Raw genomic sequence first — 25,986 nt, forward strand, 5'->3', positions numbered from 1 at the left:
GATGGGTTTTTTCTGGTGAAAAGGGGTAATGACTTCATTAAAAATTTTTAAATCATATTCTATTAAATATCAATTTTTTCGGTTCAAAGTTTCCCGGTGAGGGTTTTTAGAAAATGTTATTTCTAAAGTTTTACTCGAAATTATAAAAATCCTTTCATTTTTAAATCATCAATTATAGGCTCAATCAGCAATAAAAAGGCTTCTAAATATTGAAAGTACTCCCGCTGATCGGTACTTGACCGGAGTAATTACTTTTAGAAGTTTTTACTCCGGTTTTTTTATGCTCTAACTTATTGTTTAATAAGTAGATAAGCTCCATTCTTAGCAAATCAAGTTTTTAGGGTACGGTACAGAATTTCTTCAACATCTACTTTTTCTCCTTTGGTGGAATTGAGCTCAACAATTTGTGCTTCGAATTTTGCAACATTTAATTCTTCCTCAAGTTTTATCAAACGATAATCCCGCTGGTTTGATGTTTTTCAGGACGGCTATGAAAATGTGTATGGTTTTCGTGCCGATTTCGATGGAAATCATTTAAATATTGTCGAAAGAGTTCGGGATGGGAATACCATAGCGGACGGAACCTTTATCTAGACCGATGGATCGCAGAACTTGGTGAGCAGGTAGATTCCGAAAATTTTGGATGAAATAATATAAAGCGGTTACTCTTATCGTAATACGGCTGGTCTGGGTGCAGGATGTTTTATCGGTTCTATAACAGTTGCTGCTGATGGCCTGCCGCTATCAGTTCGGCAACATTTTTGGCCTCAAACTTCTGCATTAGGTTCCTTCGGTGGGTATCTACCGTTAAAGAGCTGAGAAATAGTTCCTGTGCAATATTCTGGCTGGTTTTTCCCTGTGCCAGCATATAGAGGATCTGCTTTTCCCTCCTTGTAAGTTGTGGTATGCCGCGTAATTCGTTTTTTGTTGGCCGGCTGATAATCTCCATTACTTCTTTGCTGTAACAGATGTTTCCCTTTACGGCCTCAGCGATGCACTGCCGGAGCTCCTCCAGTGAGCTGTTCTTAAGTAGGTAACCATTGGCGCCGTTTTGGATGGTCTGCATAATAATGCTCCGCTCTGTATGGTTACTGACAATGAGTATAATTGTATCTTGGGATTCTTTCTTTACCATCTTGCAAAGTTCCATGCCACCGATATCGGGCAGGGTAACATCCAACAGAACAAGGTCAACAGGGTTGCTGTTGAAATAGGAGAGAAGTTCTGCACCATTTGAAAAGGTGCCGACAATTTCCAGGTTGCCCTCATTGCCGAGCAGTGTCTTCAGGCCTTCGATTACAATGGGATGGTCATCCACTATTACTGTTAGTAGCTTATTCATCGATACTGGTTTTAAGTTCTATGTCTATACTTGTCCCTTCTCCAGGGGATGAATGCACCTCAAATTTTCCTTGCAGGAATGCTATTCGGTTGCGAAGGTTGTCCAGGCCCATTCCTTTTTTATCTTTAAGTGATTCCATCTCAAAGCCTATACCATTATCTTCAAAGGTAATAAAAATGGTACTTTCATTCTGGCTGCACTGCAAGATGAGGTTATCGGCATTGGCATGCTTGACTGCATTTGATATCAGTTCCTGCACGATACGGTAGATATTGAGCTGTACATTCATCGCAATGTTTTTTTGGATCCCGAACATCTCCGAAGTGATCCGTAGTCCATCTCGCATATAAAATTCACATAGATCTTTTAAAGCTATTTCAAGACCAAACTTCAGTAAGGTATCAGGAACCATGTTGCGTGCAATACGGCGCAGTTCTGTAACCGAGGTATCTAGCTGACTGATAATGCGGTGCAGGTCTTTATTGTCTGAGATGCCGGGCTGGGTATCCGTCCAGCCTGAAAGCCCTATTTTAACTCCTGAAAGCATCCCGCCAAGACCATCGTGAAGATCCCTTGCAACCCGTTCCCTTTCAAGCTCTTCTCCCTCAAGCATAGCTTTAGTGATCTTAAGCTCTTGCTTCCTTTCCATTTCGCTCAGCTGCTGACGGTAATTGATCTCCCTTTGCTGCGCCAGCTTACGTCTGCTGCGGGCAGTAAGAAGCACGAAAGCAAGCAAAAGAATAAGAAAAAGACACCCCAGCCCCAGTACAAGCTTATACAATCGGTCATTGCGGGCATCCAGCTGAGCCTGTTTGTTTTCAGATTGCAGGGCCTGTATTTTCTGCTGGTTTTTCGCGCTGCTATACCTAGCCTCCAGTTCATTGATCTTTACCTTTGTCTGGTCGCTATTAATGCTGTCGCTGGTTTTGCTATATTTGCTCAGCCAACCGTATGCCGCTTTATAATCCCTTAACTTATCACTCATTTTCGCCAGTTCATAATAAATCGCTGCCCTGTCATTGCTTTTGGCGGTCAAAGTGCCCTCTTTAACGATATCGAGTAAGATCTGCCGGGCTTTACTGTACTCTTTCTGCTGTTGGTAAACATCATATCTTCGAAAAAAAAACTGCTGATATAATTGTTTTTGATTATATTTTTTAGCTAATATAATTCCTTTATCTATACTGGACAAAGCCTTGTCAAAGGCTTGAATAGTACAATAATAAAGCGATTCGTTATAATAGTACAGGGGATAGTTCAGGGATGAGGGGTATTGTTTTAGTAACTGCTGTGCCTTGCCCAATAGCACTTGTGCTTTGCCGGCTTTGTTATTGTAACAGTATATGCTTACCCCTGAAAGATAGGCAAACAAAAGGTCGGTAGAAGCGGGGCCTTTCTTTTCCAGTAGACCGATAGCTTTTTCATTATAGGAAATCGCTTTCGAAAACTGGTAATTGTTCATCAGAATAGTGGCCAGTTGAGTGTAATAGTATGCCACGACCTTCGGGTCGCCGGTCTTTTCTGCAATGGGGATCGCCTTTTCCATGGTGATCTTCGTTATAAAACTGTAGCCCATTTTATCTATATTCATCAAGGCATAGTTATACCAGGATGCAGCTCGCTTCGCGTATGCCTTTTTGGTACTGAAGTGGGAAAGTGCTTCTTCAGCTTTTTTAAACGCGTCCGATGCCTTTGGCTTGTTCCAGTTGAAATAATACTGTCCCTTATAAAAAAGAACCAGGGCATTTAAATACCTGTCGTTTTTTGCTGCAACTGTTCCGGCTTCCAGATAGGCTTTGCTCTTGAGTGTGTCCTTGAATTTCCAATATTCTACCAATAGAAAGTTGGTATTTGCTCTTGAGCTATCAGGGATTTTTTTTTGCAGCGTTTGCTGAAGGCTATCGAGATAATGCTTTTCGTTAAGAGGCACCTGCTGTTGACCGGCGCATTTGAACGAGACCAAGAGACAGATCAGGAATATAAAATTTTTTGTCATTGTTAAAGAGATGTTTTTTCGCTGGCCGGTAGATCAGATCGTTTATCCCAGGTAATCCACATGTAAATATCCGATATAATTCCCAACCGGTTGTTATTTAGCTGACCTGAGGTGAAAAATACCTAAAAACCAGTAGAAAAAAAACGGTAAAAAACCGGTATTTCTTTTCGCTGTAACATGCAATAGCTTTGCTGGTATACCTTTATCAGCATTTTACTATGACAACATTATTCTTTAAAAAAGCTTTTTCAGCAAAAGCAGTTTTTGTGCGAAAACTCTTTAACTGTGCACTATCGACCTTATGTTTTATGATGATCGCAATATGCATTTCTGCATGCTCAAAAGATGATGAAGGGGGAGGCGCAGTTCCAGGAGATTACTATTTCAGGGCTAAGGTTGGCACGAAGGAGATTAATTTCCATACCGTGAATTTTCAGGGAAGTGGCAATGATGACCGCTTCGAACACATTGTTGTTGGCGGTTATGAAACTTCCTATCCCTTATCTGGCCCTGTTCCGCCTTCGCTGGATTTCGAGATCTGGCGGCTCGGTGGTAATATCGGTGTAGGAACTTATGCAACACCTGCAGAAAATAAAATGATCGCCCGTTACGCTATTCAAAAACCCGAAGGCACGCTGCTGTACAACACCTCTTTTGCAGATGATGTCTTTACCCTGAAAATCGAGGCGATCAGTAAATCGGGCATTAGAGGGACTTTTTCTGGAACAGTACGAAATATGGCCGGAGAGGCAATCAGCATTACCGGTGGAACCTTTAATCTTCCTTATCAGACCGTTATTAACCCATAAATCAATATCATGAAGCTAAAAAAATATATCCTTGCAGGTATCTTTTCAGTATCGGCAACAACTATAGTATCGGCCCAGTACAAAGAACCGGAAAAAAAAGATAAAGTTGAAATCTTCCGTCCGGAAGTGGTATTTGACTCCCTACAGGCAAGAAAAATGCTGGCAAAAGGAAGTGCTGTTATCAAAGGAATAGCGTATACCAAGCAGAAACATCCCCTTGGATACAGTGTCCCGTTCTCGCCCCGTATTCTGGCTAATAAAATGAAAGTGGTTCTTTTACCAGTAACGCCTTATTTTGAAGAATGGTACAAGCTTAGAAAAGATAAAGAAAACATCAGAAAAAAACGATTTGTCTACCTCTCCGACCAAGCATACAGATACAGGCTCGAAGCGATTACCAATAGTGATGGGGAGTTCACCTTTCCCGACATGCTGCCTGGCAGGTACTTCCTGCAGGGTATGTTGAATTATACGCTTAAGGGCAAATATAATCAATATACGGGTAGTGGCTACAACGATTATGGTGGGCGTACAGATTATTATCAACAGAAGGACTATGCCGTAGACCATGAAGACAGGATTGAAGAATTTGTTGAAGTTAAGGAAAACGGCGAGGTAGTTAAGGTCAAGCTGCATTAAATAAACAAAACAATAATCTTACACTATGTTAACAGATAAAAAAAATACCAGTATACTCCTCGTTATAATGCTGATATGCGGAATTAATGCACATGCCCAGCTCGGAGGAATACTTGAAAAGGCAAAAGAAAAAGCCACAAAAGCCATTGAAAAAAAGATTGACAAAAATGCCAACTCTAAAGGGATGGAGGTCAACGGTAGTGCAGGCAGCAGCGATATCCTGTCGGGTGACTCGCTTATTTTTGCCGAGGATTTTTCGGCATTCCGGTCTGCTTCCACTCCCACAAGTTTCAAAACCAACGGAGCGGCTACAGTAGTAACGGTAACAGGCCAGAAAGGAAAATGGATGGAGGTAAGGGACAAAGCAATCTACAAATTTGCCCGCCAGCTCAACTACCCCCGGCGGTTTACCTTATCTTTTGACATCATTGCAAAAGCAGATCAGATAAAGGACATTGCACCGCTGTCATTCGGTTTTGCAAGCGATAACAGTATCCGTCAGTATGCCAGCAACATCGGAACCTACGTCGAACTGCACTATTATGATACCAACCAAGTCAATGTAGGCAGTGATAAGCCGGCAAAGTTTGTCAATACGACCTTTGATCTTGAGCCATGGCTCAACCGCCCGCTGCATGTTGTCCTGTCGATCGATAGAGAACGGATGGCTGTATATCTCAACAAGGTAAAGCTTGCCGATACAGTCCTGTTCAGCCCTGCAGCGGCTAAAAACTTTTATATAACTGCACCCTGGGAATATGCGAACGGTGCAGGGGTACTGGTTAGTAACTTCAAGGTTTCCGGATTTAGGAAATAAAAAACACAATGTGTTAGACCTGTTAAGCTATTAGTCTTATTGGCGGCAACCTGACAGGGAAAGCGTGCCGATGTAACCTCATATGCTTATCTGGCGTCTCAGCAGTAAAACAGTTTATTTATGACAAAATTTAAGTACCCTCTTTTCCTGCTTGTTTTATCGGTTTTTATTACCACTTCAGCTCTTTCCTTACATGCACAGCGCCTTGGTGCTGGGATTGACAGTCTGATTTCAAGGGATTTTAACGATCTGAACGGACCGGGAGGTGTATTTATGGTATCCAGAAACGGAAAACCGGTTTATCAGAAGGCCGTCGGTAAAGCGAACCTGGAGCTGGGCAATAATCTAGACCCTGAAAATGTCTTCGAGCTGGGATCTATGACCAAACAGTTTACAGCGGTAGCGGTTTTAATGCTGGAACAGGAAGGAAGGCTTAAAGTAGAAGATCCTATATCAAAGTACATATCTGACTATCCCAATGGAGAGAAAATAACCATACATCATCTTCTAACGCATACTTCAGGAATAAAGGATTTTACGAAAATGAAAGCCTTATCCGATATTGCCCAAAAGGAAATGACGCCTAAAATGATGGTAGATTTTTTCAAAAACGAGCCTGCTGATTTTGCGCCGGGAGAAAAGTTTGAATACAATAATTCAGGATATGTGCTTTTAGGTTATCTGATAGAAATAGTCTCCAGAGCGCGTTATGAAGATTTTATCAAAAAACGTATTTTCGATAAAGTGGGGATGAGCCGCTCATTATATGCGAGTGACAGGAAAGTCATCGATAAAAGGGCGTACGGGTATCACAAAAAAGAATCAGGATATGTCAACAAAACCATAATCAGTTTTAGTGTACCCTTTTCATCGGGTTCATTAATGTCTACTACGGGAGATATGTTAAAATGGCAAAATGCATTGAAGCGACATCTCCTCCTGGGTGCAGAGGAAACGAATAAGGCGTTCAGCACTTACAAACTGAACAATGGGGTTGAATATGCTTATGGTTACGGTTGGCATATCCGCGATATAGAAGGCACGCCAACGCGTGAACATGGCGGTAGCATCTTTGGATTTAAAACAATGGCGGTGTATATCCCCAGCGAGGACATATATATAATAGGCTTGAGCAATTGCGACTGTAATTCCCCAACAAAATTAGTGGGAGATATCGCCACATTTGTATTAAGGGGAATCAAAGAAAAACACTGGTAAATCAAGGGGGGTAAATCTTGAATATTTATGTAAAACTGCAGGAATACTTTCATCATTTTGGAGGACTATTTACAGCTTATTGAATTGTTCTAACCGGCCCAGCCCCAAAACCTTTAAGGGTTCCTTAGATTAAATGCCGTTTGAAAGAGGATTTTTAATAAATTCGCCTCCTTGCATAGCAATCTGATTACCCCATGCTGTAATTGCTTCTAAAATAGGGGTAAATGTTTTTCCAAAATCGGTTAGGCTATAAATCACTTTTATAGGTGGTTTATCTCCGTAAACTTTTCTTGATACCAGACCATCTTTTTCTAATTGCTTTAATTGCAGGCTCAATGTCATTTCGGTAACAGATGGTATGTCTTTACGAAGCTCATTGTACCTTTTTGCTTTATCCTTTAAATGATAAAGAATAACAGCCTTCCATTTGCCACCCACCAGGCTCATCGCAAGGCTAACCGTGCAAGGATAAATTTCCTCCTTTAGTTTTACGTAATCGCTAATACATTCTGTTTTCATCCTACTGTCTTAACCTATCCTTTTGGATAGTTATTGCAAATTTATGTTGCTATAGATAGTTTTGCAACTATAATTTTTATAGTTAATAAAATAATGTAAATGAGAACGGATTTTAAAGTAAATGAGGTAATAGAAAAAGACAAGCCATTGATCACTATTGTTGGAGTTTTGGGTAAACAGGGGCGCAGTGCAGCACTTACGCTATTACATAGCGGGCGTTATCGTGTACGGGGCATTACACGCCGTGTAGATTCGCCAGAGGCACATAATTTAACTGAAATGGGGGCTGAGCTCTTGAGTTTACCGCTTGATTTAGGATATCAGAAAGATTTCGTTGAAGCATTCCGGGGATCGGAAGGCGTTTTCATCATGACACCAAGTATTATGCCACCGCATACCCACGAAATGGAGCTTGGTAAACAACTAGCGGATGCGGCAGTTGAGGCAGGAGTTAAGCATATTATCTTTAGTAGTTTGGAAAATGTGGAAAAAATTACAAACGGAAAAAAGTTTGCTCCTCACTTTACTGATAAAGCAATGATTGAAGAATATATCCGCACGCTTCCAATCACCAGCTCATTTATTTATATGGCCTTTTTCTACACCAATCTAATGGAATTTTATCCGCCGAAATTGGTTGGAGATACGCTTGTATTTCCGATTTATTTACCTGAGGATTTTCGTGCTCCATTTGTTGATCCACTTACCGCTACAGGGCCGGCGGTTTTAGAGATATTTTCTCATCCGGATAAGTATTCAGGTGAATCTTTGCCTGTTATCGGCGACATTATTTCGCCTCGGGAAATGATAGATACATTTATTCGGGTAACAGGTAAAAAGGCTATCTATAGTTCCGCATTTACAGAAGAAGCATTGCTTCGCCACTTTCCTGAATTTGGTACAAATGAGCTTTTGGTAAAGGAAATTTTAGGAATGGCAGAATATGCTGTCGAGTATGGTTATTTTGGCAAGGAACGTGATTTGTTATGGAGCCGACAGGTTAATCAAAGCAGTCTAAGTTGGGAACAATTTCTTCGCAGTACTGGATGGCAAGGTCAAAAGCTGACTTACTGATTTCTTTCAATCGCCTACTTCATCGAGGGTAGACTATGGAAATAGTTTGATAATGATTGTTTAAATTTTATTTAGTTCGGATATGGTATTATTTTAGCTTATTGCAGGTTAAAATAATACTGTAAAAGGATTAACAGTGCTGTTAATTTGCGCTAATAAATAACAATTAAATATAAAACATTGAGTAGATGTTTGTGATGGTAATTAGTGCCGCTGTTCAAAATTACCTTCATGGTAACTACAAGAGCAACCTATGCGTTGGTTTTGTGTTTTTTGTCGATAAAACACCTTCAATGTACCGTATTAAGCAAATTTCCTTATGAAAAGAGTTATGTTACTTTCAGTTTTTGCCTTTTCTACCATCATTGTCCTTGCACAAAACGTAAACTGGGTTGAGCGGAACGGCGCATTAAAGGTTGTTGGTGGAAAAATCTTGAACAGTAAAAATATTGAACCACAGCTCCGTGGTATAAGTTTGTCATGGAGCATCTGGGGAGGGAAAAAGTATTATAACCAAGATGTTGTAAACTGGCTTAAATCTGATTTTAACATCAGTTTATTGCGTGTGTCGATGGCGGTTCAGCCAGATAGCGGTTATTTGCAGCATCCGCTTGAACAAGAAAAACTTATAACCGGAACAATCGATGCTGCCATTAAGAGAAATCTGTATGTATTGATAGACTGGCACGATCACCATGCAGATGAACATCTAAATCAATCAAAAATGTTCTTTGCAAAAATGGCCAAAAGGTATGCCGGGAAACCGAATATCATTTATGAGATATATAATGAACCAGAAAAAATAGCATGGCAAACCGTTAAGGATTATGCCGTGCAGGTAATTGCCGAGATCAGGAAATACGATGCTGAAAATGTAATTGTTGTTGGTAGCCCGCATTGGGATCAGGATATAGATGTGGTTGCAAAAGATCCAATCAAAGGATTCAGCAACATTGCTTATTCTTTTCATTTTTATGCGTCTGAACCAAGTCATCAAGAAGTTTTAATGAGGCGGGCCGATGATGCAATTTCTGCTGGTCTGCCCATTTTTGTAACAGAGTGGGGCGTGGGCGAGGCTAATGGCGATGGTGTATTCGATACCGGTAAAACCAATAAATGGTTTTCTTGGATGGAGAAAAACAAGCTGAGCTGGGCAAACTGGAATATTACCGATAAAAAAGAAACAACTGCGCTGTTAATGCCTGGCGCATCTCCAAAAGGAAAATGGAAGCTTGAAATGCTTAGTCCGGCAGGGAAATATATTAGGACGAAGCTCCGGAAACTGAACAAATAATATCAGGTTCCTGGCTTAAATATATAAGAATATAATATTACATCAGTTTATATTTCCACTAGAAGATCAGTGTCAAAATGTTACCAATCTATTTTATTACAATTAAGTAGGATATTTTTTGCCGGATTTTGCAAAACTTATAACTGGTGAAAACGCCTTTTTCTATATGTAATTGCGTTTTATCTAAATTTTAATAAAATTATATTCTGTTTAAACCTGAACTTATATTTCGCATTTGAAATTAAACTTGTAAAAGAGCTTATAATTGTTTTAATTTGTCTATTAAATCTATAGATTTAATAGACAAATTAATTATGAAACAATTTTTACATTCAGGTATTTCCACTGAAAAGGATGGAAGTTTTCGAAAAATTTTAAACCTCGAGCAATGTGATGCAGTAAAAGAACTGGAACATTGCCGAATGTGCAACTACGCGGGCTGCTAAATCTTAGCGGTTTTTAAGCTAAAAATCCTTTATCCAAATCCATCACAACCATGCAGCCCCCTCAAAGGTTAATGGAAGTGCTTTGTCCAAACATTCCCAAACAAAAAAATGAAAAATCTTTACAGAAAAGGGTTCTATCTCTACTTATGCGTCTTTTGGTCAACGCTGGCCATAGCTCAGGTGAACCCAACCATCAAATCACAACTTAACGGTACCGTTTTGGATGCCTCTACCAGTCTCCCTCTACCAGGTGCTGTGGTAAAAATAAAAGGAACTACACATACGGTTTCTACAGATTCCGATGGCAGGTTCAGTTTTGTAACAGGCCAGAGTTTCCCCTACACGCTGATTGTCAGTTTTATCGGTTACGATCAGAAAACGGTTACGGTAAATGGTAGTCCCGTTACCATTCGTCTCCAGGAGATTCAAAGTCAGCTGAATGATGTTGTGGTTACCGGATATAGTACACAGGAACGTAAATATATAGCGGGCTCTATTAGTAGTGTAAGCGGTTCGGTTGTGCAGAACCAGCCATCGGGTGGGTTTAATCAATTGCTTCAGGGTAAAACAACCGGTGTACAGGTTTCATCAAATTCAGGCGTTCCTGGTGGAGGAATAACCTTCCGTGTACGTGGTAACAATTCAATCAATGCCTCTGTAGATCCACTTTATATTATAGACGGTGTATTTGTAAGCAATGCTGATCCGATTACAGCCGGATTGGGTAACCAGGCGGCGTCCAATCCCATTGCTGATTTAAATCCATCTGATATTGAAGATATCCAGATCTTAAAAGATGCCAATGCAACTGCTATTTACGGATCGCTGGGTGCAAATGGCGTAATTATCGTAACCACCAAAAGAGGGAAACGGAACACAAAAGCCAATATTTCGCTCAATACTTTTCAGGGATGGTCTACAGCAGTAAATAAATTTGAAGTGGCGTCAGGCCCTGAGGTTGCACTTTTAACTAACGAATCGCGTGTAAATACAGCGATCGATAATGGACTTAATCCTTCTACAGTAGTGCTTCCGTTTCCAGATCCCCAGAACCAGCCAACTTATGATCGGATCAGTGGCCTATTTAGAACGGCGAGAACTTCTAATTACGAAGTTGCTACCCAGGGTGGAACAGACAGAAGTACTTATTATATCAGTTTAGGTTATCTCAACCAGGAATCTATTGTAAAACCATCCGATTATAGCCGGTATTCTGCTCGGTTGAACTACGATAATTACTTAACAGATAAATTTAAAGTGGGTACCAGTATCAATTTTACACGTTCTGACCGGAACCTGAGCGGAAGTGACAATAACCCTACAGGGGTAATCAATTCGGCGCTTTTCCCAAGATCTTATCTGCCGATTTATAACAACGACGGTACTTATGCACGTTACGGAAGTTTTGATAATCATTTGGCGTTGATCGAAAATCTGGATAGCAAGGCAGTTGGCTGGCGGACAATAGGGAATATTTATGGTGAATATACATTTATTCCAGGCTTAAAACTCCGTAGCAGCTGGAGTATAGATAACAGTAGCGAATATGATAACAGTTATTCGAGCACATTGATCAGTGCAGGTATTGCAACTAATGGCTCTGCTTCTTCGATCGAAAACAAGAACCTGGTATTGACCAATGAGCAGGTATTAAGTTTTGTTAAATCGTTTGGCGAAGGCAAAAAGCACAATATTAATGCTTTGGTTGGAAATACCTTGAATACTGTGCTGAACGAAAGTACCTCTGCTACTGGAACAGGATTTGCAGCCAATAGTTTGAGATCAGTATCGGTTGCGGCTACGCGCTCTGGGTCAGCTTCCCGCGCAGAATCGAAATTGGTTTCTTTTTTCAGTAAAGTAAGTTATACTTACGATGGCAAATATACTATTGATGGAAGTATCCGTGCAGATGGATCCTCAAAGTTTGGAACCAATAACCGTTGGGGGTATTTCCCATCTGGAGGGTTTGCATGGAGGTTGAGTCAGGAAGAGTTTATTAAAAACCTCAACTTTTTCGACGAGCTGAAAATCAGGGCAAGTTTGGGTCTTTCGGGTAACCAGAATGGGATTGGCTCTTATGCCGCTCAGGGCTTATGGTCATCGGGAGCAAATTACCTGGAACAGCCAGGTATTGCGCCAACGCAGCTGGCCAACCCTGATTTAACCTGGGAAACCACCCGTCAGTTTAATGTTGGTGCAGAATTTGGGATTTTCAAAAACCGTTTAAACATTGTAGCAGATTATTATAATAAATATACTTATGATCTGTTATTGAACGTTCCGGTACCCTATCGGTCGGGTTTTGCCTCTTACCTGCAGAACTATGGGGCAGTAAGAAATAAAGGTTTCGAATTGGGTATTAATTCAACTAACATAGAAACCGATGCTTTCCAATGGACAACCAATTTTAATATTTCCTTTAACAACAATAAAATCGAAAAACTGGCTTCTGATATTAGTCTTGGTGCATCGGGAAGAAATATTTCTATTCTAAGGCAAGGTTATTCTACCAATTCATTCCAGTTGTATAAACAGCTTTATGTTGATCAGCAAACGGGTAATGCGGTTTATGAAGATTTAAATCGTGATGGCGCGATTACTTCTGCCGACCGTCAGATTGTGGGCAATGCCCTTCCAAATTATACAGGAGGATTGACCAATAATTTCACATTTAAGGGTTTTGATCTGAACTTTTTCTTTTACTTCCAGCAAGGAAATAAAATCATGAACATGAACGATTTCTTCATGGTACATGGTGGTACGCAGGCCAATATTGGTTTCTTGCCCCGTCAGTTAGATCGCTGGCAAAAACCAGGAGATGTGACCGATATTCCAAGGTTGACCACTTTTAGTGGAAATCCGACACAAAATGGTGGTGCTGCCAATAATTATGGCGGTAATGTGGCCAGTCTTTCTTCACGTTACCTGGAAGATGGTTCTTTCATCAGGCTCAAAACCCTTACACTGGGTTACACACTACCGAAAGATGCACTGAGAAAGATTGGGGTAAATAAGTTAAGGGTGTATGCCCAGGGTACAAATCTGCTCACTTTTACCAAATATGGCGGCTTAGATCCTGAAGTAAGTTCACAGTCCAACAACCAAAATACGGTAGGTTACGATTGGGCCACCGTTCCACAACCAAGAACATTCCAGATCGGCGCCAGTGTTACCTTTTAACGATTTACATTAAAAAAAATGAAAACATCATATTTTAGAAATGCAGTTTTACTGGCCGTTATACTGTTATCGGCTTCCTGCAAAAAATACCTGGAAGAAGTGCCCAATAACTCCCTTCCAACCGAAAGTTCAATTACGGATGCAAGTACAGCGAGGGCAGCGATTATCGGGACATACGACAGATTACAAGGTTATTATGCTTCGAGTTACCCTACTTTGGGTACCATCACAACCGATAACGTTATTTTTAATGGAACGTTGAGTGAGTATCTTCAGCTTGATCAAAATGCAATTCCTACGGATAATGTAATTACTGTTTCTGCCTATCAAGGTATCTACAGGACTATCAATTCTGCAAATAGTGTTATCGCCTATGTACCATTGGTAAGCGATCCATTACTTACTGCAACAGAAAAAAACAAGATCCTGGGTGAGGCTTATTTTATCCGGGCATTATCTTATTTCGATCTGGCCAGGGGATGGGGAGGTGTCCAGCTTCAGCTTAAGCCAACTACTGATCTTAGTATTTTAAAAGGGATTAAACGCAGTACGCTCGATCAGACCTACGATCAGGTACTTGCTGATCTGATTCAGGCTGAGCAATTGCTTCCGGAAGATGCAACAACCAGAAACCGTGCACAGAAAAGTGCTGCAAGGGCACTCCGCGCAAGGCTGCACCTGTATAGAAAACAATGGGTTGATGCTGAAACCTATGCCTCACAAGTCATTGCAAATACCAAATATACCTTAGTGAAACCCTATAAGTCGTTCTTTACTGCCCCTTTTCAAACGGCAGAATCTGTACTCGAACTGGCCTACTCGGTAAACGACCGCAATAGTTATTGGAACCTGTGGTATCCAAGTTCGGCTGGAGGGCAATTTACCCTAAAACCTTCAGATGCCCTTGTATCAAAACTTAATAATCCTGCTATTGGCGGGACTCGGAATGCATTGATAGCAGGGAGCGGAACTACAGTTTACGGCGTGCTTTATAATACCACGGCAACCAGTACTGATCCATCATACCTCATCCGGATTGCCGAACTTTATCTGATCAGGGCAGAGGCAAGGGCGCAGCAGAACAAACTGGTTGATGCAGCAGCTGATCTTAACGCGGTAAGGACAAGGGCAGATGTTGGTGTAACTTCGGCAACTACACAGAGTGCTCTTATCCAGGCTATTGAAGATGAAAATGCCATTGAATTTGCCTTCGAGGCGCACCGCTGGTTCGATCTTGTACGTACCGAAAGGGCAGGGGCTGTATTGGGCATAACCAATAAAAATTTCTGGCTTTTCCCAATCCCTTATTCAGATGTGCAATCTGATCCAGATGTAACACAAAACCCAGGTTATTAAAATTTCGATCAACAAAAAATGAAAACATTTTTAAATACAGCAAAAATCCTGATGGTGCTAAGTATCATCTGGATTCAGAAAACCTCCGCGCAGAATAGCTATTTCTTTCCTAAAGCGACTTCGCTCGATACAAAAATCCCAACGCCCGAGCAGTTTCTGGGCTATCCCATCGGAACTTATTTTACCAGACATGAACAGGTGGTAGCTTATTTTCGTCAATTGGAAAAAGTATCCGACCGCGTACATGTAGAAAGTTTGGGTAAGACATACGAACAGCGCGAGCAGATTATTGTAACCATTACTGCCCCATCCAACTACGCGAAATTGGAACAGATCAGGCAGGAACATTTAAACCAGGTAGACCCGTCGAAACCTGTACTGGGCAGTAATGCTCCGGTTATTATTAATTTAGGCTACGGGGTACATGGAAATGAAAGCTCAAGTACCGAGACCAGTTTGCTCACAGGTTATTACCTTGCAGCAAGTAATGATGCGGAGACGCTGAAATGGCTTTCGGCATCGGTCATTTTTATCGATCCTTCCTTAAATCCGGATGGAAGAGACAGGGCTGCCAACTGGCACAATGCCTATCATTCGTTCCCGGCGGTAGGAGATCCACTCGATAAAGAACACCAGGAAGCCTGGCCTAACGGCAGAACCAACCATTATTTTACTGATCTCAACCGCGATTGGCTTAACCTCGTTCAGGTAGAAAGCCGTAACCGTTTGGCTTTTTTCCATAAGTGGTATCCAAATGTACAGATCGATTTCCATGAACAGGGAACTAATGCCACTTACTATTTTGAACCAACACCAAAAAGCCACGAAAGCCCGATTATTCCTCAGTTTTTATACGAATACCAGGTCATACTGGCAAAATATCATGCAAAGGCACTTGATGATATCGGTTCATTTTATTTTACCAAAGAGAATTACGATAATCTTTCCCCGATTTATGGTTCTACCTATCCAAAATTCTTCGGCTCTGTTGCTGCCACTTTTGAGCAGGCCAGTTCACGTGGTATTTTACAGGAATCGAGCAACGGACCATTGACTTTTGCATTTACCATCCGCAATCACTTAGCAACGAGTTTTTCGACAATAAAAGGGGCAGTTGAAGAGAAAACAGGACTGTTTAAGGTGCAAAAAGACTTTTTTAAATATGCCTTGGCGCAAGGACAGAAAAACCCGGCAAAGGGATTCGTATTTGGAGATAAGAATGATATTAACCTTACCCAGAAATTTTTAGGATTACTGCTCGCACACCATGTAGAGGTTTTTGAGGTGCCGGATAATCTGAAACAGGAAGGTAAAACCTTTGAAAAAGGTAAATCCTATATTGTTCCCTCAGCACAGCCCAATTTTTTAATTGTTCATTCTATTTTTGAAGAAAATACTTTAAAAGACAGCATATTTTATGATAATACCGGGTGGAGCATTATCCATGCCTATGGGCTAAAATATGCAAAATTGAATGGTACATTTTCAAAAGGTGCAGCAGTTAAAAGTATTATTCCTGAAACAGGAAAGGTATCAGGAGAGCGATCGGGTTATGCGTATCTGATCAATTCGAGCGATTATAATTTTACAAAAGCACTTTACCAGTTGCAGTTAAAAAACGTATTGGTAAAAACAGCTTTTAAATCTTTTGTAGCCAATACCGCATCGGGTAAAAAAGCGTATCTTCCGGGTTCGCTGGTTATTCCGGTGATTGGGCAAAATGTTTCTGCCGATTCACTTTATGCGGCATTAAATAGTGTAGCTAAAGCTACCAATATTGATATTACTGCAGTTGCCAGTGGTTTTAGTGCCGAAGGTATAGATCTGGGCAGTAGCAACATTAAAGCTGTGCGCAAACCAGAAGTGGTACTGGCCTTTGGACAGGGTGTAACGGCTTCGGAAGCAGGACAGGTTTGGTTTTTATTAAACCAGCAATTAAATCTTCCGGTAACCAAACTGGATCTTCAGAGTTTTGCAAGGGCACCATTAAACCGTTATAATGTTTTGGTGCTACCGGCTGGCAATTATAGTGCCTGGGACAAAGCAACTGTTGATAAAATTAAAAACTGGGTAGCTGAAGGTGGCACGCTGATTACTTTTCAAACCGCTACCGCCTGGGCAGTACAACAAGAAATAGTTAAAGAGAAACTGGCTGAAACAGATGCTTTTTTTAGAAGGGGAGAACTGCCAACCCTACCTGCTACCACGGCAACAAAAGTCAGCGATGAAACCAGAAAAGAACCAAAGCTTAATGGGGCAGAAAATGCAGTTAAACCGATAAAACCACTAGCCGAAAGACTTGATTATCAAAGGCAGGAAGATGTAGAAGGTTCAAAAAGAATCAATGGTGCTATTTTCCAATCTGATCTCGATATCACCCATCCTATTGCCTTTGGGGTAACCTCGCGTAAGCTTTTTATCAATAAGAATGGACCAACATTGTTGTTGCCAAGTTCGAATAAATATGAAACAGTAGCGCAGTATACCTCAAAACCATTTATTAATGGCTATTCTTCAAAGTCTAATATTGCTAAAGTAGCCGGATCGGCAGCCATCATTGCAACAGGGAGTGGTAGTGGAGAAGTGATTCTTTTTGCTGATGACCCTACCTATAGGGGCTATTGGTTAGGAACAGGGCGATTATTTTTAAATGCCATATTTTTTGGCAACCTTTTAAACGGAGGCTATAGATAATCCTTAAATTCAGGGTTGTATCGTAAAATTAATTTCGATTCTAATCTAACCTCATCTGGTTCGCCATTTCTGTGAACTGTAATCAAGTATACTTTAATCTATCTTATAAAGCCTTTCACGTTCAAACCATCAGCTATTGGCTCAATGAACAACGAAAGGCTTTTATATTAAAACTATTCCTGTTGATCGGGTACTAACCGGAGTGAACACTTTTATAAGTTTTTACTCCGGATTTTTTTTGCCTGTCAATCCAGGTAAAACCAGGATGATTATGAATAGCTGGTGAACAATTTGAATGGAAAAAGTCATGTCAACTAATACTAGATTTTTGCCGGATAGGTTATAAAATAGGTTTACAATATTCTTTCACGCTTATGAAAATGTTTCTTAATGTCATGTCAACAGCAGATAACTGGATGGATAGACTTTCCACAAACCTATATTCTATTCTTTTATTTAAAAAGCAGATAAAAAATATTATGTTTGTGGCTTTATTTTTAATAAGTCTAAATAATATTTGATCCTTATTTCATGAAGATAGCCTTTACCCATGCGGCGTTATGCCTTTTTTTCTTTTTGTTCCTCTCATACAGTGCTTCTGCGCAACAGAATGCAAAACTGCAGGGATATGTACGTGATAGTCAGGGAAACCCACTTCCTGGTGTTACCATCAGTGTTGAAAATACAAAATTAACTACCTCAACAAATAACAAAGGTTATTACAGGTTACAGGTGAGCCAGGGCAAGCTAATTTTACATTTCAATTTTATCGGTTTTAGGCAGTTGGTCAAAACGATCGAAATTAGTGGGGATACAGATGAGAATGTTGTTCTGACCGAATCAAATTCAGATCTTCAGCAGGTAGAAATTACCGGGCGTAAAGAAAAAGCCTATAAAACCAAGGCAACCTTTATTGGTAAGATTGAAAATGAACTCAAAGACATTCCTCAATCTGTTTCATATGCCAGTAAGGAATTGATTGCCGATCAGGGCCTCATGCGCGTTGGTGAGGTAGTGAAAAACTTTAGTGGAGTAAATCAGTTCAGTTTTTATGATGACTTAACCATCCGTGGCTTTCGTGTAAATGGACAGAGCAATACCCAGTTGCTGAACGGACTAAGAACAAGTACAGGTTTCTGGAAACAGTCGCTCGCCAATTATCTGGAAAGGGTTGAAGTGCTAAAAGGCCCATCTTCTGCACTTTTTGGAAACGCAAGTCCAGGTGGTGTGGTGAACCGGGTAACCAAAAAGCCGCTTGATGAAACCAGAAGATCCATCAGTATGACTATGGGAAGTTTCAATACATTCCGCGGGCTTGCCGATTTTACCGGACCGGCGTCAAAAGACAGCACATTGCTTTACCGCTTAAACTTTGGCTATGAAAATGCAGAAACTTTCAGGGATTTAATGTTTGACAGGAACTTTGTTATTGCGCCTTCGCTTACCTTTGTCCCGTCTGAAAAAACGAGGATAAACTTTGATCTGGTATATACCGATTCAAAAAGCAGGCTTGATAGGGGGCAGCCGATTTTTGGTAGCTTCGATTTAAATTCGACCCCGCAGTCGCTATCCCTGAACACCGCAAACGATTACCTGAATGAGCTCACCTATAATGCAACGATCTCGATTACCCATAAAGTAAGCGATGTGTTAAGCCTGAATGCTTCATATCTTAAAACAGGATACTCAGAAGATCTGAACGAGCACCGTACTTCCAATTCTTATGGTCTTGATGGCAATGGCCAGCCCATCAATAATCTTGCAGGAATGAATGTTCAGATCAGGAAACGCAAGCGTTTTATCGATAACTTCTCCGGATATATCAACTACACGCCTACAACCGGACCCATATTACATAAGATCGTAGCAGGCTATGATTTTGGGAGTGAAAAGACGCCAGTAGGCGGTTCGCAGATGACAGCAAGTGGTTATAGAAATGCAGCGAACAACGGTTCTATCCCGAACTATGTGGTCGCTAATAAGAGCAGGTATCTCCTTGATGCTGCAGGAAACCCAGTACCCAATGTTCCGCATTTCAATCTTAACGACCCGTTGTCATCCCAGAGAATGCAGGATGACAGCAAACTTTTCTTTGCTCAATCTGTAGTTGCCCCAGCATATTATTATCTTAACTCAGGGTATATTCAGGATCAGTTAAAAATTGGCGCGCTGCAGGTTTTACTTGGAGTGCGTTATGAATATTATACTGATTTTGCCAATTATAAAACTCAAACCGAAGCGAAAGCCAATTCACATGCCTGGTTGCCACGATTAGGCGCTGTTTATGCCATTAATTCAAATATCAACTTTTATGGAAGTTATGTTGAGGGATACAATCCTCAGACTTCTGCCACCATATCAAACCCAAATGCAGGTGGGCCATTTGATCCCTTGAAAAGCAATATGATCGAATTTGGTGCAAAAACCAACTGGCTCAGGGATCAACTAAGCATTACCGCCGCTGTGTATCAAATCAAGCAGACCGGAGCGCTGTATGCAACACCTGGAGTGATTGATGTACTAAGGCAGATAGGGGATGAGCAGTCAAGAGGTTTTGAGCTTGATGTGGTTGGGAAAATTATGCCGAACTGGAATGTAATTGCATCGTATTCGTACAACAGGGCAAAGATACTTGAAAGCGGTACAGCAGGAGAGATTGGGATCCAAAAGCCGAACGCACCAAAAAACACGGCGAATCTGTGGACGCGGTATAACTTTATTGATGGGGTTGCCAAAGGTTTTGGTATAGCATTGGGGATAAATTATGTGGATAAAAGAAACCTGAACTATGATGCGAAGTTCTCGCCTGAAGATCAGATTACCTTACCATCGTTCACGCTTATTAATGCCGGGCTGTTCTATAATATCGGCAAACTCCAGCTTCAGCTAAATGCAAATAACATAGGAAATAAAAAACACTGGGTGGGCGGATACGATTATCTACGGTTATTTCCGGGGCAGCCAGAGAATTATATGCTAACGGTTGGATATTCATTTTAATGGCCAAAAGTAAATTCGAAAAGATTACCGGCTGGCTCCATCTTTGGATAGGGCTGATAACGGGAGTTGTTGTCGTGATCGTATCCATCACGGGATGCATCTATGTGTTCAATGAGGAGATATTTGATACCGTCCACCGGGATATTGTTTATGTTCAGAAAACCGGCCAGCCAAAGCCAGTTTCTGAATTGCTTGCCAATGCACAACAAGCGGTTGGCCCTGGTAAAGTCCTGTCGAATGTGAAGATTTCAGCAAACAACAAAAGCTATGTATTTTCCGGTTTTAAGGTTAATAAAAAGGATAAGATCAATCTTTGGTACTTTAGCCAATTTGAGTACTTAAATGATGTTTATGTAAATCAGTACACGGGCAAGGTTCTGGGAATAATTGATGTCCGTTACGAATTTTTCAATATTGTTGAGCAGCTGCACAGGCAGTTGTTATTGGTAAAACCTATCGGAAGCCTTGTAGTAGGTTCCTGCATTCTTCTATTTCTTGTAATGCTCATCAGTGGTTTTATCCTTTGGCTGCCAAAAAACTACAAGCAGTTTAAAAAAAGTATTACAATCAAATGGAATGCAAAATGGAAACGGGTAAATTACGATCTGCATAATTCATTGGGGTTTTATGTTCTGCCAGTGGCGACGCTTATTGCCATTACAGGTTTGGTATGGTCTTTTAAATGGTGGGAGACGGGAATTTATAAACTTTTGGGAGACAAAGGGAAGACTGGTTTTGCGCGGACACTGCCCATCATCAATGCCAGTGATTCGACATTGAACAAAATTGACCTCATCCATTACGATCTGCTGAAAAAACTAAAAGGCGACTGGTCGGAGATCGGAATCGGCATCCCGACTGAGGCCAACAAGGTTTCGACATCATTCGTGAGTATCGAAAGCAATAAGGATGGCTGGCGGGGTGTTAGTTATTATTTTTATGATGGTAGGACTGGAAAGATAATTGATGTTTTACCGCATTCACAGAAAACGCTGGGCATGAAATGGAGAAATTCGAATCTTCCGATGCATACTGGTAGAATATATGGTCTGGGCACACAGCTATTGGCTTTTTTTGCTGCTTTGATCTGTGCTTCCCTTCCGGTTTCAGGGTTTCTGATCTGGTTGGGGAAAAGGAAGAAAAAGCCTAAGTCTTCCCTCAAGTTGGGTTTGAATACTTAAAAATGGACATTTAATTTTGATATTGAACCATGATATTTCTATCCATTATTTCAGATAGAAAAGATCGAGCTTTTTGACTTATGAGGTCAGAGATGTCATTTCTTTTTGCTATGTCTGATCCCTGAAATCTCGCTCTCGTGGCTGCATCGTTCAGAAATATCATATCGAGTTCCCTCAAGAACCGGATGAACACCTCCTTAAAAATATGGGGGCTATTGTCATCTCTCGCAAAGGCAGCTTTGAAATCATATATGCTTTTAGCGCGAGTGGTTTTTAATATTTTTTAAATACCTGTTCGTAGGCACTCTTTTTGCCATTCTTGAGGTCATTCAATAATAACAGATTGTTTTACGAATCGAATAATTTTTACGCGTATAAATTGTTATGCCATCGTTGCCGGAAGTTGAAAAATTATCAAAGTCGTAAAATTTGTTAAATGTTTGTAGGCTATGTTAAGATAATATAATTTTGTCTACTAATACTATAGATTTGATATATTATAATGTCCGAAACAGTTACTTATCCCGTTAATCCAATCTCTAATACAGCCTGTAATAACTTTGGTTGCTGCTGTTGAACCTGGTTTTCTCTAGTTTTTAGTCTCTTCTCTGGTTTTATTTTTTTTAATGACCATGTGGAGGGGCAATAATCGAACGGAAGTAGATACGCTAAAGTCATGACATCTGTATAATCTTAACATGATGTGAACCGAAATAAAGACGTGGCTGACCGGAATTGGAAGCGAAATGTTGAATGGATAAATCTAAATCAATGATAAAATACAATACCCAAAGGTATAGAAAGGAGCTTGCAAAAAATAGAATAGTTACTGAATATAAATAAGGGAAAATGCGTTTCTGCATTCTCCCCAGATTTCGACCATTGCCGGAGATCAATTGGCGTTGCATCCGGTCAGTTCATTCAATGATCATGTCAAAATTATGAATTCTGCACGGGAATTTTTCATATTGCTGAAGCTTGTTTCAGTTTCATGATTGGCATAAAACAATATAAATTATGAAAATAAGCGGAAAGTCCTGGAAGGACTCGCATAATAAACCTCTGTCAAAAATACTTTTATTGCCCTGCCTAACGGGAATTCTTCTGATTTCATCCGTTCTGCAGGCCAGGGCAAAAAGAAGCGGCGAAGGACAAAATACTAACCTCCACTCTCATTCAAAGGTAGCCGTTGTGGCAAATTTGATAACATATAATTTTCCAGGTAGTTCTTTGGATATTTCAAATATCTCAGTTCTACGCTCGCGGGCTGTTACAATTAAAGGAAAAGTAACTGATGAAAAGAATCTTCCCCTGCCCGGGGTAAGCGTTAGGCTCAAGGGAACTGCTCAGGTGGTATCAACAAATCCCGACGGCGAATTTCAAATGGTTACCGAGCTAAATCAGCCTACTTTGGTTTTTACCTATGTAGGTTATAAAACACAGGAAGTGGTTTATAAAGGCCAGCCGCTCTCGATAAAACTTGATCCTGATCAAAGTAAGCTTGAAGAAGTACTTGTGGTAGGATACGGTACGCAAAGAAAAAGCGATGTACTAGGCTCAGTGGCCACTTTTAATGCAAAAGCAGTAGAAGAGAAGCCGATATCAAGGGTTGAGCAGGCGCTTATCGGCCAGATGGCCGGCGTTCAGGTAAGGCAGCAAAGCAGCACGCCAGGAGCAGGCTTAAGTATCCAGGTACGCGGGGCCGGCTCAATCACGGCAGGTAATGAACCTCTTTACGTATTGGATGGGTTTCCTTTGGATGTCGCCAGTCAGAATGCCTCCGGTGGTATTTCGAACAGCCCGCTCGACAACCTTAACCCTAACGATATCGAGAGTGTTCAGGTATTAAAAGATGCTGCTGCGGGGGCCATTTACGGCTCGCGTGCAGCAAATGGAGTAGTGATTATCACAACCAAAAAAGGTGTTGCGGGCAAACCAAGAATTAGTGTGAATGCCAACGCAGGTATTAGTTCGGTAGCCAGAAAGATCGATATGCTGAGTGCTGATGAGTGGGTTGCCCAGGCAACAGAACTGGCCAACGCTGCATGGGTAGCTTCTGGTACCGGGAGAACTGCTGCCCAAACCAATGCAGAAAGAGCCGCTATTTTAGGCCTTGCTCCAGGTACCATTAACACCTCTTTTATGACCGATCCGAGATGGGCACAGCCCGGACACCCCGGCCTTGATTATGTAGACTGGCAGGATGCCATCTTTACCAATGCACCTTATCAAAACTATGAGGTTTCAGCAAGCGGAGGGGCAGAAAATGTAACTTACTTTATTTCAGGTAACGTACTTAACCAAAACGGAACATTGATTAATTCCAATTTTAAGAATTATGGTTTAAGGGCCAATGTGGAGGCCAATGCGAGTAAGAAGCTTAAATTCGGGATCAATCTTGCGCCATCTTATTCTGTTAATAATGCACCTCCGGGCGAGGGTAAGGATAACCAGCTCATGAATGCTTTACAGATGGTACCGGTAGTTGAAAGTTCGGCAGGCTTAAATTCCGGGGCTTACGGAAACAGTGTGTACACCTGGGCGAGCCCGAGATTAATCAGTCCATATGCCTATCTTGAAACCGCAATGAACAAGGTAAAAACCTCAAGGTTATTAGCTTCGATATATGCGGATTATCAAATAGTTAAAGGCCTTTCAGTAAGGTCGAGCGTAAATTATGATAATGTTGATCGAAATACTTCAAAATATACATCCGATCAGGTTACTGTTGGTGCAGCATCGGCCTTGTTAACTAATCCCGGTCTTTATTCAACGGGCTCTTACGCGGTAACCAAGAAACAAAACTTTCTTAACGAGAATACCCTTAACTATACCACAACAATTGCCGGTGTCCATAAGATTTCTGCCATTGCGGGGGTGTCTTACAATATAGTTCATACCGAAGGGGTAAGCCTTGCAACGGCCGGAGGTTTTGCCAACGATATCATCAAAACCCTTAGTAATGCCATTGCCAACGCTGCAGGGGTAACTACTACAGGAACTTCAACTGCAGCTAATAACACCCTGTTTTCTTACTATAGCAGACTTCAATATGCTTTTAAAGACAGATACCTCTTATCTGGTACCATCAGAAGAGATGCCTCTTCTAAATTTGGATCCGAAAACCGCTGGGGAACCTTTCCTTCGGTATCTGCCGGATGGAAAGTTTCAGAAGAGTCTTTTCTTAAGGATGTTAAGGCCATCAGTGAGTTAAAACTAAGATTAAGCTGGGGTAAATCGGGCAATAACAACATTGGCGACTATAATGCCATAAGCACCCTGGTAAATTCGAATTACGTATTTGGAGGCAATACACCAACAACGGCTACAGGGCAGGTGGTTTCGGGCCTTGCCAATAAAGCGCTGAAATGGGAAACATCCAACACCTATGATCTTGGTTTAGACCTCAGCCTTTTGGCCAACAGAATCAATTTCACGTTCGATGCCTATCATAAAAAGAATACCGATCTGTTGTTGAACCTGCCGGTATTATCTGCAAGTGGTTTCAGTACAAGTTTACAAAATATAGGTGCGGTGGTGAACAAAGGATTAGAATTCGGACTGAATACGGTAAACGTAAAAACAGCCAATTTCACCTGGACGATGAATGCCAACATTGCCTTTAACAAAAATGCCATAACCGATCTTGGTCCAACACATGCCGATATCGAAATCGCTTCTGCCTATAGCGGTAGCAATGCGCCATATCTGCTAAGGGAAGGACTCCCTGCTTTTAGCTATTACATCACTAAAACTGATGGAATTTTAACAACTGCAGATATTGCCAATCCGGCTATAGCAAAAGTATCCGGACAGAAAGCTGGCGATGCGAAATACATTGATACCAATGGCGACGGAAAAATCAGTGCTGCCGACAGGGTAGTTGGTGGACAGCCTTCTCCCAAATATACCTGGGGATGGACAAACAATTTTAAATATGGGAATTTCGACCTTGGTATACAGCTGTATGGCCAGCATGGGGGTTCGATACTTTCTTATCTGGGGCGTGCAATCGACTTTTCGGGAAGTACAACTGCAAATGTACTTGGTGTATGGAGAGACCGCTGGACGGCAGCAGATCCCAATCCGGATGCGCCAAGGGGCAGGCTGGGCGCTACTTATACCTATCCAAACGTAACTTCTGATTGGGTTTACTCCAGCGATTTCTTTCGGGTACAGAACATTACTTTGGGCTATAACCTGAAGGGATTGATTAAAACCCATGGCATTTCTTCGGCAAGGATATTTGTGGCATTGGAAAACTATTTCTCCCATGACAAATATAAAGGGGGAGCGAATCCAGAGGCGCAGAATACAAACGTAAGTGGCGATGCCAGCTATGCAATATCAGGTGATTACGGTTCGGCACCATTAAGTAAAACAGCTTCAATAGGAATAAACATTGGCTTTTAGTAGAATAA

16 protein-coding genes are annotated in these 25,986 nt (G+C 41.1%); 12 read left to right on the forward strand and 4 right to left on the reverse strand.

Going from position 1 to position 25,986, the window contains the following annotated elements; all coding sequences use genetic code 11:
• Window positions 1-329: 329 nt before the first annotated feature.
• The 3 genes from ACN9MR_RS04130 to ACN9MR_RS04140 all read right to left on the reverse strand — a co-directional run bounded on the left by ACN9MR_RS04130 (window position 330) and on the right by ACN9MR_RS04140 (window position 3,338).
• Window positions 330-452 carry a hypothetical protein gene (locus tag ACN9MR_RS04130; protein WP_426328361.1) on the reverse strand — a complete coding sequence of 41 codons (123 nt, stop codon included), beginning with the start codon at window positions 450-452 and terminating at the stop codon, window positions 330-332.
• A gap of 260 nt (window positions 453-712) precedes the next feature.
• Window positions 713-1,342 (reverse strand): response regulator, encoded by a 630-nt coding sequence (locus ACN9MR_RS04135; RefSeq protein WP_426328362.1) that lies wholly within the window; start codon window positions 1,340-1,342, stop codon window positions 713-715.
• Window positions 1,335-3,338 carry a tetratricopeptide repeat-containing sensor histidine kinase gene (locus ACN9MR_RS04140; protein ID WP_426328363.1) on the reverse strand — a complete coding sequence of 668 codons (2,004 nt, stop codon included), beginning with the start codon at window positions 3,336-3,338 and terminating at the stop codon, window positions 1,335-1,337. The genes ACN9MR_RS04135 and ACN9MR_RS04140 overlap by 8 nt, the downstream gene beginning before the upstream one ends.
• Before the next feature lie 218 nt (window positions 3,339-3,556).
• Here ACN9MR_RS04140 and ACN9MR_RS04145 point away from each other — a divergent pair, with 218 nt between their 5' ends.
• From ACN9MR_RS04145 to ACN9MR_RS04160, 4 genes are all read left to right on the forward strand, one after another.
• Window positions 3,557-4,147: a hypothetical protein gene (locus ACN9MR_RS04145; RefSeq protein WP_426328364.1), complete on the forward strand. Its 591-nt coding sequence runs from the start codon at window positions 3,557-3,559 to the stop codon at window positions 4,145-4,147.
• A gap of 9 nt (window positions 4,148-4,156) precedes the next feature.
• Window positions 4,157-4,786, forward strand: a complete 630-nt coding sequence (locus tag ACN9MR_RS04150) for a carboxypeptidase-like regulatory domain-containing protein (protein ID WP_426328365.1) — start codon at window positions 4,157-4,159, stop codon at window positions 4,784-4,786.
• Between the two features lie 25 nt (window positions 4,787-4,811).
• Window positions 4,812-5,603 (forward strand): hypothetical protein, encoded by a 792-nt coding sequence (locus ACN9MR_RS04155; protein ID WP_426328366.1) that lies wholly within the window; start codon window positions 4,812-4,814, stop codon window positions 5,601-5,603.
• A 120-nt stretch (window positions 5,604-5,723) separates the two neighbouring features.
• Window positions 5,724-6,821, forward strand: a complete 1,098-nt coding sequence (locus ACN9MR_RS04160) for a serine hydrolase domain-containing protein (RefSeq protein ID WP_426328367.1) — start codon at window positions 5,724-5,726, stop codon at window positions 6,819-6,821.
• Window positions 6,822-6,950: 129 nt separating this feature from the next.
• Here ACN9MR_RS04160 and ACN9MR_RS04165 read toward each other — a convergent pair whose 3' ends face one another.
• Entirely contained in the window at window positions 6,951-7,340 is a 390-nt protein-coding gene (locus ACN9MR_RS04165; RefSeq protein ID WP_426328368.1) for a winged helix-turn-helix transcriptional regulator, read from the reverse strand.
• A gap of 99 nt (window positions 7,341-7,439) precedes the next feature.
• On the opposite strand from ACN9MR_RS04165, the gene ACN9MR_RS04170 reads away from it, so the two are divergent.
• The 8 genes from ACN9MR_RS04170 to ACN9MR_RS04205 all read left to right on the forward strand — a co-directional run bounded on the left by ACN9MR_RS04170 (window position 7,440) and on the right by ACN9MR_RS04205 (window position 25,978).
• Complete coding sequence (locus tag ACN9MR_RS04170; protein ID WP_426328369.1) at window positions 7,440-8,414, forward strand: NmrA/HSCARG family protein; 975 nt, start codon at window positions 7,440-7,442, stop codon at window positions 8,412-8,414.
• Between the two features lie 319 nt (window positions 8,415-8,733).
• Window positions 8,734-9,708 carry a glycoside hydrolase family 5 protein gene (locus ACN9MR_RS04175; RefSeq protein WP_426328370.1) on the forward strand — a complete coding sequence of 325 codons (975 nt, stop codon included), beginning with the start codon at window positions 8,734-8,736 and terminating at the stop codon, window positions 9,706-9,708.
• Between the two features lie 554 nt (window positions 9,709-10,262).
• Window positions 10,263-13,334 carry a SusC/RagA family TonB-linked outer membrane protein gene (locus tag ACN9MR_RS04180; protein ID WP_426328371.1) on the forward strand — a complete coding sequence of 1,024 codons (3,072 nt, stop codon included), beginning with the start codon at window positions 10,263-10,265 and terminating at the stop codon, window positions 13,332-13,334.
• Between the two features lie 18 nt (window positions 13,335-13,352).
• Window positions 13,353-14,690, forward strand: coding sequence for a RagB/SusD family nutrient uptake outer membrane protein (locus tag ACN9MR_RS04185; RefSeq protein WP_426328372.1), 1,338 nt, complete (start codon window positions 13,353-13,355; stop codon window positions 14,688-14,690).
• Between the two features lie 18 nt (window positions 14,691-14,708).
• Window positions 14,709-17,384: a M14 family zinc carboxypeptidase gene (locus ACN9MR_RS04190; RefSeq protein ID WP_426328373.1), complete on the forward strand. Its 2,676-nt coding sequence runs from the start codon at window positions 14,709-14,711 to the stop codon at window positions 17,382-17,384.
• Window positions 17,385-17,915: 531 nt separating this feature from the next.
• Window positions 17,916-20,384: a TonB-dependent siderophore receptor gene (locus ACN9MR_RS04195; protein ID WP_426328374.1), complete on the forward strand. Its 2,469-nt coding sequence runs from the start codon at window positions 17,916-17,918 to the stop codon at window positions 20,382-20,384.
• The gene (locus tag ACN9MR_RS04200; protein ID WP_426328375.1) at window positions 20,384-21,565 is read left to right on the forward strand and encodes a PepSY-associated TM helix domain-containing protein; all 1,182 of its coding nucleotides are present in this window, start codon (window positions 20,384-20,386) and stop codon (window positions 21,563-21,565) included. The genes ACN9MR_RS04195 and ACN9MR_RS04200 overlap by 1 nt, the downstream gene beginning before the upstream one ends.
• A gap of 1,017 nt (window positions 21,566-22,582) precedes the next feature.
• On the forward strand, window positions 22,583-25,978 hold the full coding sequence (locus ACN9MR_RS04205) for a SusC/RagA family TonB-linked outer membrane protein (protein ID WP_426328376.1): 3,396 nt from the start codon (window positions 22,583-22,585) through the stop codon (window positions 25,976-25,978).
• The last annotated feature ends 8 nt before the right edge of the window (window positions 25,979-25,986 follow it).

The sequence above is a fragment of the Pedobacter sp. R-06 genome, assembly GCF_049913135.1.
Classification (GTDB): Bacteria; Bacteroidota; Bacteroidia; order Sphingobacteriales; family Sphingobacteriaceae; genus Pedobacter.

Bases quoted from the DNA above. Each gene is read 5' to 3' on its own strand.
- ACN9MR_RS04135 (WP_426328362.1), bottom strand. From the start codon at position 1,342: ATGAATAAGCTACTAACAGTAATAGTGGATGACCATCCCATTGTAATC.
- ACN9MR_RS04140 (WP_426328363.1), bottom strand. From the start codon at position 3,338: ATGACAAAAAATTTTATATTCCTGATCTGTCTCTTGGTCTCGTTCAAA.
- ACN9MR_RS04145 (WP_426328364.1), top strand. From the start codon at position 3,557: ATGACAACATTATTCTTTAAAAAAGCTTTTTCAGCAAAAGCAGTTTTT.
- ACN9MR_RS04150 (WP_426328365.1), top strand. From the start codon at position 4,157: ATGAAGCTAAAAAAATATATCCTTGCAGGTATCTTTTCAGTATCGGCA.
- ACN9MR_RS04155 (WP_426328366.1), top strand. From the start codon at position 4,812: ATGTTAACAGATAAAAAAAATACCAGTATACTCCTCGTTATAATGCTG.
- ACN9MR_RS04160 (WP_426328367.1), top strand. From the start codon at position 5,724: ATGACAAAATTTAAGTACCCTCTTTTCCTGCTTGTTTTATCGGTTTTT.
- ACN9MR_RS04165 (WP_426328368.1), bottom strand. From the start codon at position 7,340: ATGAAAACAGAATGTATTAGCGATTACGTAAAACTAAAGGAGGAAATT.
- ACN9MR_RS04170 (WP_426328369.1), top strand. From the start codon at position 7,440: ATGAGAACGGATTTTAAAGTAAATGAGGTAATAGAAAAAGACAAGCCA.
- ACN9MR_RS04175 (WP_426328370.1), top strand. From the start codon at position 8,734: ATGAAAAGAGTTATGTTACTTTCAGTTTTTGCCTTTTCTACCATCATT.
- ACN9MR_RS04180 (WP_426328371.1), top strand. From the start codon at position 10,263: ATGAAAAATCTTTACAGAAAAGGGTTCTATCTCTACTTATGCGTCTTT.
- ACN9MR_RS04185 (WP_426328372.1), top strand. From the start codon at position 13,353: ATGAAAACATCATATTTTAGAAATGCAGTTTTACTGGCCGTTATACTG.
- ACN9MR_RS04190 (WP_426328373.1), top strand. From the start codon at position 14,709: ATGAAAACATTTTTAAATACAGCAAAAATCCTGATGGTGCTAAGTATC.
- ACN9MR_RS04195 (WP_426328374.1), top strand. From the start codon at position 17,916: ATGAAGATAGCCTTTACCCATGCGGCGTTATGCCTTTTTTTCTTTTTG.
- ACN9MR_RS04200 (WP_426328375.1), top strand. From the start codon at position 20,384: ATGGCCAAAAGTAAATTCGAAAAGATTACCGGCTGGCTCCATCTTTGG.
- ACN9MR_RS04205 (WP_426328376.1), top strand. From the start codon at position 22,583: ATGAAAATAAGCGGAAAGTCCTGGAAGGACTCGCATAATAAACCTCTG.